At 76.1% G+C, this 12,513-nt stretch carries 11 protein-coding genes; 4 read left to right on the top strand and 7 right to left on the bottom strand.

Annotated elements, in window-relative coordinates; all coding sequences use genetic code 11:
* Positions 1-832, top strand: an 832-nt coding sequence (locus ACFXDE_RS37130; RefSeq protein ID WP_380498790.1) for a diacylglycerol kinase, incomplete at its 5' end; no start/stop codon positions are given.
* 160 nt (positions 833-992) lie between these two features.
* Here ACFXDE_RS37130 and ACFXDE_RS37125 read toward each other — a convergent pair.
* The 7 genes from ACFXDE_RS37125 to ACFXDE_RS37095 form a co-directional block, all read right to left on the bottom strand.
* Positions 993-1,913 carry a DUF6891 domain-containing protein gene (locus tag ACFXDE_RS37125; RefSeq protein WP_380436023.1) on the bottom strand — a complete coding sequence of 307 codons (921 nt, stop codon included), beginning with the start codon at positions 1,911-1,913 and terminating at the stop codon, positions 993-995.
* Between the two features lie 75 nt (positions 1,914-1,988).
* Positions 1,989-3,347, bottom strand: coding sequence for a DUF2252 domain-containing protein (locus ACFXDE_RS37120; RefSeq protein ID WP_380498789.1), 1,359 nt, complete (start codon positions 3,345-3,347; stop codon positions 1,989-1,991).
* 219 nt (positions 3,348-3,566) lie between these two features.
* Positions 3,567-5,135, bottom strand: coding sequence for a multicopper oxidase family protein (locus ACFXDE_RS37115; RefSeq protein ID WP_380498788.1), 1,569 nt, complete (start codon positions 5,133-5,135; stop codon positions 3,567-3,569).
* Positions 5,132-5,605 carry a hypothetical protein gene (locus tag ACFXDE_RS37110; RefSeq protein ID WP_380436017.1) on the bottom strand — a complete coding sequence of 158 codons (474 nt, stop codon included), beginning with the start codon at positions 5,603-5,605 and terminating at the stop codon, positions 5,132-5,134. The genes ACFXDE_RS37115 and ACFXDE_RS37110 overlap by 4 nt, the downstream gene beginning before the upstream one ends.
* A gap of 181 nt (positions 5,606-5,786) precedes the next feature.
* A complete protein-coding gene (locus ACFXDE_RS37105) occupies positions 5,787-6,578 on the bottom strand; it encodes an aminotransferase class IV (protein WP_380498787.1) in 792 nt (263 codons plus the stop codon).
* 90 nt (positions 6,579-6,668) lie between these two features.
* A complete protein-coding gene (locus ACFXDE_RS37100; RefSeq protein ID WP_380498786.1) occupies positions 6,669-7,550 on the bottom strand; it encodes a GNAT family N-acetyltransferase in 882 nt (293 codons plus the stop codon).
* 166 nt (positions 7,551-7,716) lie between these two features.
* Positions 7,717-8,664: a DMT family transporter gene (locus ACFXDE_RS37095; RefSeq protein WP_380498785.1), complete on the bottom strand. Its 948-nt coding sequence runs from the start codon at positions 8,662-8,664 to the stop codon at positions 7,717-7,719.
* Between the two features lie 163 nt (positions 8,665-8,827).
* Between ACFXDE_RS37095 and ACFXDE_RS37090 the strand changes: the two genes are divergently transcribed.
* From ACFXDE_RS37090 to ACFXDE_RS37080, 3 genes are all read left to right on the top strand, one after another.
* Positions 8,828-9,769: a LysR family transcriptional regulator gene (locus ACFXDE_RS37090; RefSeq protein WP_380498784.1), complete on the top strand. Its 942-nt coding sequence runs from the start codon at positions 8,828-8,830 to the stop codon at positions 9,767-9,769.
* 187 nt (positions 9,770-9,956) lie between these two features.
* Positions 9,957-11,498 carry an MFS transporter gene (locus ACFXDE_RS37085; protein WP_380498783.1) on the top strand — a complete coding sequence of 514 codons (1,542 nt, stop codon included), beginning with the start codon at positions 9,957-9,959 and terminating at the stop codon, positions 11,496-11,498.
* Positions 11,488-12,483: an Lrp/AsnC family transcriptional regulator gene (locus ACFXDE_RS37080; protein WP_380498782.1), complete on the top strand. Its 996-nt coding sequence runs from the start codon at positions 11,488-11,490 to the stop codon at positions 12,481-12,483. Before ACFXDE_RS37085 ends, ACFXDE_RS37080 begins: the two co-directional genes overlap by 11 nt.
* Positions 12,484-12,513 lie beyond the last annotated feature (30 nt).

The following is a 12,513-nucleotide window of genomic DNA, read 5'->3' as shown; positions in this document are numbered from 1 at the left end:
CGCCGAGCGGGCCGTCGCCCGGCTGCGGGCGCACGGCGTCGAGGTCGAGCGCCACGCCGGGCGCGACGCCGAGGACGCCGCCCGCCTCGCCCGCGAGGCCGTCGCGGGCGGGGCCGACGCGCTCGCCGTGGTCGGCGGGGACGGCATGGTCAACCTCGCGCTCCAGGCCGTCGCCGGCACCGCCGTCCCGCTCGGGGTCGTCCCCGCGGGCACCGGCAACGACCACGCCCGCGAGTACGGCCTGCCGCGCGACGCCCCCGAGGCCGCCGCCGACGTCATCGCCGCCGGGCGGACCCGCACCGTCGACCTCGGCCGGATCACCGGCCCGGACGGGACGGCCCACTGGTTCGGCTCCGTCCTCGCCACCGGCTTCGACTCCCTGGTCAGCGACCGCACCAACCGCCTGCGCTGGCCGCGCGGCCGGATGCGCTACAACCTCGCCATCCTCGCCGAGTTCGCCAACCTTCGCCCGCTGCCCTTCCGCATCACCCTCGCCGACGGCACCGTCATCGAGCGCGACCTCACCCTGGCCGCCGTCGGCAACACCCGCAGCTACGGCGGCGGCATGCTCATCTGCCCCGCCGCTCTCCCCGACGACGGCCTGCTCGACGTCACCCTCGTCGCCGCGATGCCCCGGCTGCGGATCGCCCGTTTCTTCCCGACGGTCTTCAAGGGCACCCACGTGCACCACCCCGAGGTGGAGACCCACCGCACCCCGTCCCTGCGGATCGAGTCCCCCGGCATCACGTCCTACGCCGACGGCGAGTTCATCGCCCCGCTGCCGGTCGAGGTCACCGCCGTCCCGAACGCCCTGCGCCTGTTGGTTCCGTAACGCACCATTCGTCGCCCGCCCACCACTCGGTCCCGCCGATCGCGGCCACCCAGTGGTCCATCACCCGCTCGACCACCGCGCCACCGGCCGACCGCGCCACCGTCACCGTCACCACGACGAACCGCCCATCGGCCGGGGCCTCGGCGTCGTCGCCCACCGGTCAGCCCACCAGTCGTTTGCGCCAGGTCAGCGGGCGTATCTCGATCGCGCGGGCGGCGTCGCCGTTCCACACGGCCGGCAGGCCGGCGTCCGCGAGGGCGGCCACCACCTCGTGGCCGACGGCGGTGGTGGTGAGCCGGGAGCCGTCGAAGCCGCCGTAGAGGAGCGAGAGGCCGTGGCCGCGGGCGGCCGACTCCGTGCACTGGGTGTGGAAGTAGACGTAGCCCCGGGCGTCGGACGCGCCCTCGGCGCCGATCTCGGCCTCGCCGCAGGTGCGGCAGCAGGTGAAGTGCTCGCGGGCCGTGATGCCCTCGGCGTCCAGGGCGGCGAAGGCGCGGGCGAGGCGTTCCGGGTCCGTCTCGCCGACCCAGCCGGTCTGCTCGCCGACGCGCTCCAGCCACAGCCGGTCGGCCAGCTGCTCGGCCTGCTCGCGGGAGACCGGACGGCTGCCCGGGGAGAGCAGGTACTCCTCGGCCTCCTCGGCCAGCGCGGCGCGGGTGGTGTAGCCGCAGGCCAGGGTGAGGCGCAGCCGCTCCTCCAGGTCGCGGCGCTCGCCGGCCGGCAGGTCGAGCGGGGGCACGGGCTCGGGCGCCGGGCCCGTGCCGAGCGGCTTCCAGTCCAGCCCCTCGCCCCAGCCGGGCTCGCGGCGCGCCCAGCCCAGCATGGCGGCGACGACCGGCTCCGGCCGGTCGAGCGTGACCTCGTAGTGCCGGTCGGCGGAGCCGTCCCGGTGCTCCAGGGAGTAGTCGCCGCCCTCGGCGTGCCAGACCTGGATGTAGACGTCGGGCAGGTCGGGCACCCGCTGGACGACGACGAAGTTGTCCCCGTCCGCGCCCAGCCGCCCGACCAGCGCGCCGAGGGCGTCCGCACCCGCCCCGACGTGCCGTGTCCCGTCGTTCTCCTGCACCGTGATCGCCAACATGGGGCCACCCTGGCACACGCCACCGACAACGCCGCTGACGGTCGGTCAGCGCGGGGCCTGCCCCCGGCCGGGCGCTCACACGCCCCGGGTCGCCTTGATGCGCCCCTCTCCGATCGCGGCCACCAGTTCCGCGTGGTCGAGCTTCGTGCGGTCCGCGTACAGCACCGCGAAGTCGGCGATCGCCTCCGCGAAGGTGTCGGCCGCGCCGAGGTAGCCCGCGATGGCGAGCCGGTCGCCGGTGCGGGCGTGGGCGCGGGCGAGGGTGCGGCCGCACAGGTCGGCGTAGGCGCGCAGGCCGGCCGGGGCCATGTCCGCGACGTCCGCAGTGCCCTTCATGTCGCGCAGCTGGCGGGCGTAGAAGTGCCGCCCGGCCGGGCCGGTGGTCCAGCCGAGGAAGATGTCGCTCGCCGCCTGCATGAGGTGCTGGCCGGTGACGACGCGCCGCCCGCCGTGGTGCGCGGCGACCTCGGCGTCCACCCGCGTCGCCGGCAGGTGGTCCTCCAGCACCGAGCGCCCGGCCTCCTTGAGCTGGAGGAACAGCGGGTCCCGCCCGTCCCGGCCCTCCAGCAGGACGACGTAGCAGCGGGTGCCGACGCTGCCCACGCCGACCACCTTCACCGCCGCGTCGACGAAGCGGAAGCGGTCGAGCAGGACCCGGCGGTCCTCGGCGAGGGTGGCCCGGTAGTCGCTGTACACCTTGCCGACGGAGCGCAGTTCGGTCTTCGACACCGGCTCGATCAGCGGCGGCGCGCTGACGATGCGCCGCCGTCCGTCCCGCTCCTCGGTGAGCTTGCCGAAGGCCTGCAGGCTGGTGCGGCGCCGGGCGGCGGCGAGGTCCGCCTCGACCCGCCGGCGCTGCTTGCCCCGGTGCACCAGCGGCAGCAGGTCGGCGCTGTCGATCCGGCTGTACCAGACGTCGAGCTCGCGCAGCCCGGCCAGTCGGCGCAGCGCGGCGGCGTAGCCCAGGGCGGCGCTCAGCGCGGCGCGGCGCACGCGCTCCTCGTCGTGCCCGTTGTCGCGGGCGGCGACGGCGACGCTGGCGGCGAGGCGCTTGACGTCCCACTCGAAGGGCCCCGGGTACGTCTCGTCGAAGTCGTTGACGTCGAAGAGCAGGGCGCGCTCCGGCGAGGCGTACAGGCCGAAGTTGACCAGGTGGGCGTCGCCGCAGAGCTGGACGGTCAGGCCGGTGTCGGGCCCGGCCGCGAGGTCGGCGGCCATCACGGCGGCGGCGCCGCGCAGGAACGTGAAGGGGGTGTCGGCCATCCGGCCGTAGCGGATCGGCAGCAGCCGCGCGACCCGGTCCTCGCCCTGCCGCTCCAGCACCGCGACCGGGTCGGGCCGGTCGGCGGCGGGGATCCAGCGGCCGTGGGCGGATCGGGAGACCCGCTCGCGGGCGGCCCGGCCCTGGCGGCGGCGTTCGGCGGGCGTGGTCATGCGCGGCTCCTCGGTCGGCCTCGGCGGGTGCCCCTCCGGGCGACGCTAGGCGACGGCCACCGGAGGGCGCACCGCGCGCCCTCCGGCGCTGCGCCGAACGGATGATCCCCCGGTTCCGGCGGGGCCATGCCCGGTCCCCGTTCACCGGGGCGGTTTCCGGACGTCACCTCCCGGTCGCCGAGCGGTGACGGTTCTTGGGAGGTGAGTCCGGAGGGTGGGTCACTGCACGGCGAAGTCGGCCATCATCGCCATGTCCTCGTGCTCCAGGTTGTGGCAGTGCAGCATGTACGTCCCCGCGTAGTCGGTGAACCGCACGAGCACCTCCATCACCTCGGCCGGCCGCAGGTCGACGGTGTCCTTCCACCCGGCGTCGTACGGCCCCGGCTCCTTGCCGTTGCGCGACAGCACCTGGAAGTGGTTGAGGTGCACGTGGACGGGGTGGTGCAGGTCGGTGGAGAAGCGCCAGATCTCGGTGGCGCCGAGGGCCGGGGCCGCGACGGAGCGGCCCGGCTCGTACGGGTCCCCGTTGATCGTCCAGCCGTCGCCGCGGCTGCGCCGGAAGGTGAAGTCGCGGGTGGTCGCGGCGGCGGAGGCGTCGAGCTCCTCGATCGTGGACAGCCGCTCGGGCACCGTCGCGTCGTCGGAGACCTGCCGGGAGGAGACGTCGAAGCGCATGACCTCGGCGGTCCGGCCGCTGCCGAACCGGTTCAGCAGGCGCACGGCGGTGCCGGGCGGGTAGCGGGAGAAGTCGACGACGACGTCGAAGCGCTCGGCGGGGGCGATCTCCAGCGCGTCGTGGGCGACGGGCGCCGCGAGCAGGCCGCCGTCCGAGCCGATCTGGACGAGGGCGTCGCCGCCGGACGGCTGGGGGTCGAGTTCGAGGCGGTAGAGGCGGGCGTTGGAGGCGTTGAGGAACCGCAGCCGGTAGCGCGCCCGGTCGACGTCGAGGCGGGGCCAGGGCGCGCCGTTGACGAGGATGACGTCGCCGAGGACGCCGTTCGCGTAGTCGGCGGTGACCCCGGGCCGGTCGGCCCCCACCGCCGGGTACCGGAACGAGCCGTCCTCGGCGAAGGAGCGGTCGGCGAGCATGAGCGGCAGGTCGCGGTCGCCGTGCGGCAGCGGCAGGGCGGCCTCCTCGTCGTCGTGGACGAGGTGGAAGCCGGCCAGGCCGCGCCAGACGCCCGGGCCGGTGAAGCCCATCCGGTGGTCGTGGTACCAGAGGGTGGCGGCGCGCTGGTGACCCGGATAGGTGTGGACGCGCTCGCCGGTGACGGACTTCCCCGCCGCGTGGTGCTCCATGCCGGGCATCCCGGCCATGGCGCCGGCTCCGGTGCTCCCGCTCGACCCGACGGGCAGCAGCAGGTCGACCGGGTAGCCGTCGCTGTCGGCGGGGGTGTGCCCGCCGTGGAGGTGGACGACGGACGGCACCGGCAGCTCGTTGCGGTGCTTGACCACCGCCGCCCGGCCCGAGCGGGTGACCACCGTCGGCCCCGGAAAGCTGCCGCCGTACGTCCAGGCCTCGGTCCTGACGCCCGGCAGGATCTCCAGCTTGGCGACCTGCTGGACGATCTCGTACCGGTCGCCCGTGTCGTCGCCGCCGACCGGCTTGAGCACCGGCGGCACCGGCAGCGGCACCTGGAACGCCGGCGGCAGTTCGAGCCCGCTGCTCAGCAGCCGGCCCGGGCGGCCCTCGGCCAGCAGCCGGGCCGCGGAGGGGGCCGCGACGGCGGCCAGCGCGCCCGCGCCGAGGACGGAGGCGCCGATGCCGAGGAAACGGCGGCGGTTCACTTGGCCACCTCCACGGGCCCGCCCGGCCTGGGCAGCCGCCCGCTGCCGTCCGGCCCCGGCTCGGCGACGGCGGCTCGGGCGGGCAGCGGCTCGCGCCAGGCGCCGACCAGCGCGAACAGGATGCCGCTGACCAGCAGGACGCCGAGCGTGACGTGCACGCCGAGGGCCCGGCCGTAGCCGGCGGTGATCTGGCCGATGACGGCCACCGTCAGGACGGCGGTGCTCCACAGCGGCCACAGCGGCCCGCGCCCCGGCCACCGGACCAGGACGGCCACCGCGAGCTGCAGCACGGCGACGGTGGCCAGCGTCATCGCGTTGCCCTCGTGGTCCTTGAGGGACTCGTAGGTGCCGTTGAGGAAGCTCCCGGCCAGCATGACCTGGAGGACGGCCAGCAGGCCCAGCGTGGTCGAGGTGACGCGCAGGAGGATCAGCGGCCAGCGGGGCGCGGGGGCCGCGGGAGGACTGGTCATTCCGGGCTACTCTCTGCTCGGCGGGTGGGGCGGGGCGGGCGAGAGCGTAGCTGATCCGGCATCACGATCACGGGCAATAACGGGGGTTGGGCATCCGAGTGATCCCTTTGCGCCCGTTCGGGCCGCCGGATGTCACCCGGTCGGGGGACGGGCCGGTCGCGGAGGCCTCCTCGCCCCCGACTCACACCGGGTCGGCCGCCACCCCCTGGTAGGCGGCGCGGAGTTCGTCGAGGACGGGGTGGTCCGCGTCGAACCGGGTGCCGTCGATCGCCGCCACCGGGCGGACGCCGACGCCCGCGTTCACCGCGAACGCGGCCTTGAACCGGTCGACCTCGACGGCGTCCACCGGCCCGCGCCCCTGCGGCCCGTCGTACGCGCGGGCGAGCAGCGCGGCGGTGACGCCCGGCAGGCTCGGGCCCTGCGGCCAGACCACGCGGCCGCCGTCGTCGACGAAGCCGACGTTCCAGGTGGCGCCCTCGGTCACCCGGCCCGCCGGGTCCACCAGCAACGCGTCGTCGAACCCTGCGAGTTGGGCGCTGCGGCGGTGGCGGATCAGGCCGAACAGCCCGACGTGCTTCACCTCCGGCGCCTCCCGGACGTACGCGACCGTGCGCACCCGCAGCGGGCCGGGCGCGGCGGCCGGGGCCGGGCGGGTGGTGACCAGCAGGCTGGGCGCGGCCGGCCCGGACGGGCGCTCCAGGCCGAGCTCCGGGTCGTAGACGGTGACCCGGACGATCGCCTCCGCGCCGTCCGGCGGCAGCACCGCGCGGATCCTCTCGCGCACGACGGCCGGGTCCAGCTCGGCGTCGAACAGCGCCCGGCAGTCCCGGACCAGCCGCTCCAGGTGCAGCGCGAGGCCCCGGACCCGGCCGGACCCGACGCGCAGGGTGGTGAAGTGCCCGTAGTTCAGCAGCCCCAGCGCCGCCACCCGCGCCGCGTCGGCGGGGGCGCCGTCGATCTCGATCTCAGCCATGGTCCGAGTCTGGCAGGACCCGGGCGCGATTCCGCCTAGTGCCGTGGCCCTGGACCCCCGGCCCCGGACCCCCGGCTCTGGCCCCCGGCCCTAGGGACAGACCGGGCGGTACGGCGTGACGACCCGCCGGCCCGCCGCCGCGGCCAGCTGCTCGAAGTGCTCGATCTTGTACGCGAGCCCCTCCGGCTCGCCGGTGTCCGCCCAGCGCCACGCCTCCGCCCACCACTGCGGCCCGCGCACCAGCGGGCGGCCGGCCAGCGCCAGGTGCAGCGCGAGCGTCGAGCGCGCGTAGCCGTGCACCCAGCCGTCCGTGCCGCGGTAGGCGGCCGTCTCGTCCAGCCGCAGCCAGCGGCCCTCGCGCCCGGCGGCCAGCAGCGGCACCCAGCCCTGCGCGCCGTCCTCCACCAGCAGGAGCAGCCGCCCGTCCTCCTCCCGCACGCGGTAGGGCGGGAGTTGGGGCATCCGCGCGAGGGCGAGCGAGTGCTTCCAGCCGACCACCCACAGGCCCCGGCGCAGGTAGTAGCGGACGGCGTGCTGCCAGGTCCAGTGCGCCTCCAGCCGGTAGCCGGGCAGGCCCTCGGCGACCGCGGCCCCGTACACGTCCGCCAGCACCCCGGCGGCCAGGCCGCACCCGCGGGCCTCCGGCCGCAGGTAGAGCGAGGAGACGGCGAGCTGGCCGGGACCCCGCGTCCAGTTGTCGACGGCGACCGTCCCGGCGACCGCGCCGCCCGGGCCCAGCACCCAGTACCGGCGCCGGTACAGCTCGCCGCCCGGCCACTCCCGGCCGCTCTCGCCCAGCCGCTCCCGCCACCGCCGCTCGGCATCCGGCGCGAGGGCGCCCGGGTCCACCCGCTCCCCCAGCTCGCCCTCCACGAGGGACGCCAAGTCCCAGAGCGCGAAGCGCCGTTCGTCCCCCTCGGGCACCACCGTCAGCCGCGGCCCCGCCGCCAGCCGATCCTGCGCCCGTTCCACCGCTGCATCCCAGGACCTCACCACACGGCCACGATAGACCCGCAGCGGGCACGGATCGTAATTCAGTAGACACCGAACGTCAGATCGGATACGAATTCAGCCGTCCGCTTCGTACCGGGGAAGGGAGTTCCCGATGTCTTCCGTCCGTCAGTCAGCCGTCCGGCAGTCAGCCGTGCGCCGCCTCGGCGCCCGCCTTCTCCGGGGCCTCCGTTCGGCTCTCCGCCGGTGCCTTCGCCCGCGCGGGCCGGGTCAGCACGACGGCGGCGATCACGGCCGCGCCGCCCACGAGGGCGTTCCAGCCGACGGGCTCGGCGAGGAGGGCCGCGCCCAGCGCCATCGACCAGACCGGCGTCACGTAGGTGACGGCCGAGGCCACCGCGGTGCCCGCCGCCCGGACGAGGCCCAGGTTGAGCACGTACGCGAAGCCGGTGCCGGCCGCGCCCAGCACGAGCAGCGCGGCCGCGGCGCCCGCGCCGGGCCAGTGCGGCGCGCCCGCGCCGAGCGGCGCCACGACGGCCAGCTCGGCCGCGGCGCAGGTGATCTGAGCGGCCGACAGCGCCGTGACGCTGTGCGGCCGGCCGCTCAGGAAGCGCCGCAGGTAGGCGAAGCCCGCGCCGTAGCAGCACGCCGAGCCCAGGCAGGCCAGCCCGCCCGCGAGCTCGCCCGAGCCGATGCCGCGCCAGACGCCGAGCACGGTCAGCACACCGGCGAAGCCGAGCGCGAGACCGCTCAGCCGGCGCGCCCCCGGGCGGCGCTCCTCGGCCACCGTGGCGGCCGCGAACAGCAGCGTGAACAGCGGCGTGGTCGCGTTCAGCACCCCGGCGAGCACCGAGCTGACCTTCGTCTCGCCGAACGAGAAGAGCGTGAACGGCACGGTGTTGAGCAGCACCGCGACCACCGCCGAGTGGCCCCAGACCACGCGCTCGCGCGGCACCCGCTCGCGCCGCAGCACGAGGATCGCCCACAGCGTGGCCGCCCCGAGAAGGCTGCGCCACAGCGCCACCCAGACCGGCGGCACCCCCGCCGTCACCGCGACCTTGATCAGGGCGAAGCTCGCGCCCCAGATCGCCGACAGCACCACGAACCCCGGCCACCAGCGCCGCGCTCCGACCACGTCCGTCCTCCCCGTTCCTCAGTCCGGGACGGTCCTCTCCAGAACAGTCCGCGCCAGGGCGGTCCGCGCGGTCCGCGCCGGACCGTCCGTCCTGGACAGAGGGTGGCCCTGCCGGGGACCATGAGTCCAACAAGTGACGATGCCAGATGGATGAGGAAGTCTCATGGCTTCGGAGGTCAACCTCGCCCAGCTCAGGGCGCTGATCGCGGTCGCCGACACCGGCGGCTTCGGCGCCGCCGCCGACGACCTGGGCATCACCCAGTCCGCCGTCTCGCACGCGGTCGCCGCCCTGGAGCGCACCCTCGGCGCGCCCGTCCTGCACCGCGGCAGCCCCGCCCGGCCGACCCCGCTGGGCGAGCAGATCCTGCCGCACGCCCGCACGGCGGTCGCCTCGGCCTCCGCCGTCCGCACCATCGCCACCCGGCACTCGGGCGGCCTCACCGGCACCGTCCGGCTGGCCGCGCCCACCACCGTCTGCCAGGTGCTGCTGCCCGGGCTGCTCCGGGACTGGGCGGCGGCGCACCCGCAGGTGACGGTCCGGATCTTCGAGGGCGAGGACGCCGAGCTGGCCGTCTGGCTGGAGGCGGGCACGGTCGACGCCGCCGTCCTGGTAGACGCCGGACCGCTCCCGCCCGGCGCGGTCTCCCTCGGCGCGGACTCCATGCACGCACTGCTCCGGCAGGACCACCCCCTCGCCGAGCAGGAGTCCATCCACGTCGCGGACCTCGACGACGACGACTTCCTGCTCTCCGAGGGCGGCTGCGAGCGGCACATCCGCGAGGCGTACCGCCGGGCCGGCACCCGCTTCACCCCGCGGCACCGGATCCGTGACCTCAACACGCTCATCGGCATGGTCCACGCGGGCGTCGGCGTCTCGGTGATTCCCGCGCTGGCGCGGACGATGATCCCGGCGGGCTGCGTCCTCGTCCCGATCCGGCCCGCCGTCCACCGCACCCTGACGCTCACCGGACCGGCCGGCCGGCCGTGGTCCCCCGCCGTGAGCGGCCTGCTCGCTGCAATGCCTTCGGCTGCAGTGTCCTCGGCTGCGCTGTCCTCGGCTCCGACGTCGTCAGCGCCGGCGGCGGAGGTCCTCTCGGAGGCATGAGCCCGGCGGGCTGGGCTCCGTGGGCTGGACTCGGCAGGATGGGCTCGGCGGGCCGGGCGCGGCACATTTCTGCGACCGGGGCGTCCTCGGTGGAACATTTCACGGATGGCGGGCCGACCGGCTGGATCCGGTGGCACACCGGCCACAGGGTGGCGGGCGTTGCAGTCCGCCCTCCGAGGGAGCCCCGTTGTCCACCACCGCACCGCACCACCGCCGTTGGGCGGCACTCGCCGCGCTGCTCACGGCCGAGGCGATGAACCTGCTGGACGCGACGATCGTCCAGGTCGCCGCGCCCCGCATGCGCGCCGAGCTCGGCGGCCCGGTCTCCGCCGTGCCGTGGCTGACCTCGGCCTACACCCTGCCGTTCGCCGTCCTCCTGCTCACCGGCGCCCGGCTGGGCGACCGGGCCGGACGCCGCCGGGTGTTCCGCATCGGAGTCACCGGCTTCCTGCTGGCCTCCCTGGCCTGCGCCGCCGCGCCCACCCTCGGAGCGCTGATCGCCTTCCGGGCCGTCCAGGGCGCGGCGGCGGCGCTGATCGTGCCGCAGACCATCGGCCTCATCAAGGCGATGTTCCGCGGCGACGAGACGGCGAGGGCGCTCGGCAGCATCGGCCCGGTGATGGGGCTGGCGGCCGTGTGCGGCCCGGTCCTCGGCGGGGTGCTCACGCACGCCGACCTGTTCGGGTCCTCGTGGCGCGCGGTCTTCCTGGTCAACGTGCCGCTCTCGCTCGCCGTCCTCGCGCTCGCCCCGCTGCTGGCCGAGGACCGCGCGCCCCGGCGTCCCGGCCTCGACCCGGCGGGCACGGCACTCGCCGTGCTCGCCACCTCCCTGCTCGTGCTCCCGCTGCTGCGCTCCGGCGGCGGTCTGACGGACGGTCCGGCGCTCGCCTCGCTCGCCGCCGGGTGCGCGCTCGCAGTGGTCTTCGCCGCCCATCAGCACCGTGGTGGGCGGCGCGGGCGCGGCACACTCGTGGAGACCAGCCTCTTCGCGTCCGCCCGCTTCCCGGCCGCGCTGGTGTGCTCCGCGTTGTTCTTCGGGGCCGGCACCGGGCTCACGCTCGTCGTCGTGCTCCAGCTGCAAGTCGGCTCCGGCGCAGACGCGTTGACCGCCGGGCTGACGCTCCTGCCGTGCTCGGCCGGGATGGCCGCGGCGTCCTGGTGCGCCGGCGCGTACCTGGTCGGCCGGTACGGGGCGCGGGTGCGCAGCGCCGGGCTCGCGGTCATGGCGGCGGGCGTCCTGATGACCGCCGGGGCGTTCGGCGCGGGCGGCCACCCGGCGCTGCTGCCGTGCGCGCTCGCGGTCGTCGGCGTCGGGCAGGGCCTGTTCACGCCGTCGTTCTTCACTGCCGCCCTGCACCCGCTACGACCGCAGGAGATCGGCTCCGCCGCCGGACTCCTCAACGCCGTCCAGCAACTCGGCACCACCCTCGGCGTCGCCGCGCTCGGCCGGATCTACCTCGCGTCGGCGGACACCGCCGGGGCGCAGCGGGCCTGCTGGGCGGGCCTCGCCGCGCTGGCCCTGGTCGCGGTGGCCGGGCGGGCGATGCGCACGGGCCGCGGCCCGGAGGCGGTCAGCGGTCCGGAGGCGGTCGACGGGCCGGAGGCGGTCGGAAGCCCGGACGCGGTCGACGGGCCGGACGCGGTCGGAAGCCCGGGGTCGAGCCCGGCAGAATCGGAGGCCGCTCCGGAACCGGCCACCGAACCCCTGGAACCCACGCATGCTCGATGAGCTCGACCGCGCACTCGTCCACGCCCTGCGGATCGACGGCCGCGCCCCGTTCGGCCGCATCGCCGCGGTACTCGGTGTCTCGCCGCAGACCGTAGCCCGCCGCTACCGGCGACTGCGCGCCGAGGCCGGCCTGCGGGTCGTCGGGCTCGCCGACCCGCACCGGGCCGGGCGCACGCAATGGTTGCTGCGCCTCACCGCCGGTCCGCACGCCGCCCAGGGCGTCGCCCAGGCCCTGGTGCGGCGCGGCGACACGGCCTGGGTGCACCTCACCTCCGGCGGCACCGAGATCACCGCCGTCGTCGAGACCACGCCCGGCGACGACGGCCACGCCCTGCTGTTGCGCGACGTCCCGCGCACGGCCACCGTCACGGCCGTCTCCGCCCACTGCCTGCTGCACACGTACCGCGGCGGCCCCACCGTCTGGCCGGGCGGGGCCTGCACGCTCAGCGAGGAGCAGCAGGAGCTGCTGCTCCCGCCCGTTTCCGGACCCGCCCCTGAAGCCGTCCCAGGCACTCCGCCGTTCCTCGATGCGACCGACCGGGCTCTGCTGACCGTGCTCCACCACGACGGCCGCGCCGCCCTCGGCGAGCTCGCGGCCGCCACCGGCCGCACTCCGGCGACGGTCGCCCGCCGCCTCGCCGAACTCCGCGCGGACGGCAGCGTCTTCCTCGACGTCGAGCTGGACCCCCGCCTGCACGGCGCCGGCCTGCACGCGCTCCTGTGGATGACCGTCGCCCCCGCGCACCTGGACCGCGTCGCCCTCGCGCTCACCGGTCACCGCGAGCTCGCCTTCATCGCCGCGACGACGGGCCGGACCAACCTCGTCGCCACCGTCCTCTGCACCGACCCGGCCGACCTGCACCGCTACCTCACCTGTCACCTCGCGGCGCTCCCCGAGATCACCGCCCTGGAGTCCACGCCCGTCCTGCGGACCCTCAAGTCCTCCGGGCCGATCCCGCCGCCGCCCACCCGGGCCTCCCACTGACGCCCCGGGTCACGGCCCGCCGTGCCGCAC

The organism is Kitasatospora sp. NPDC059408, from assembly GCF_042751525.1.
Lineage (GTDB): Bacteria > Actinomycetota > Actinomycetes > Streptomycetales > Streptomycetaceae > Kitasatospora.
Note: the sequence above shows the minus strand (reverse complement) of the source record. Positions and strands in the feature narration are given on the sequence as shown.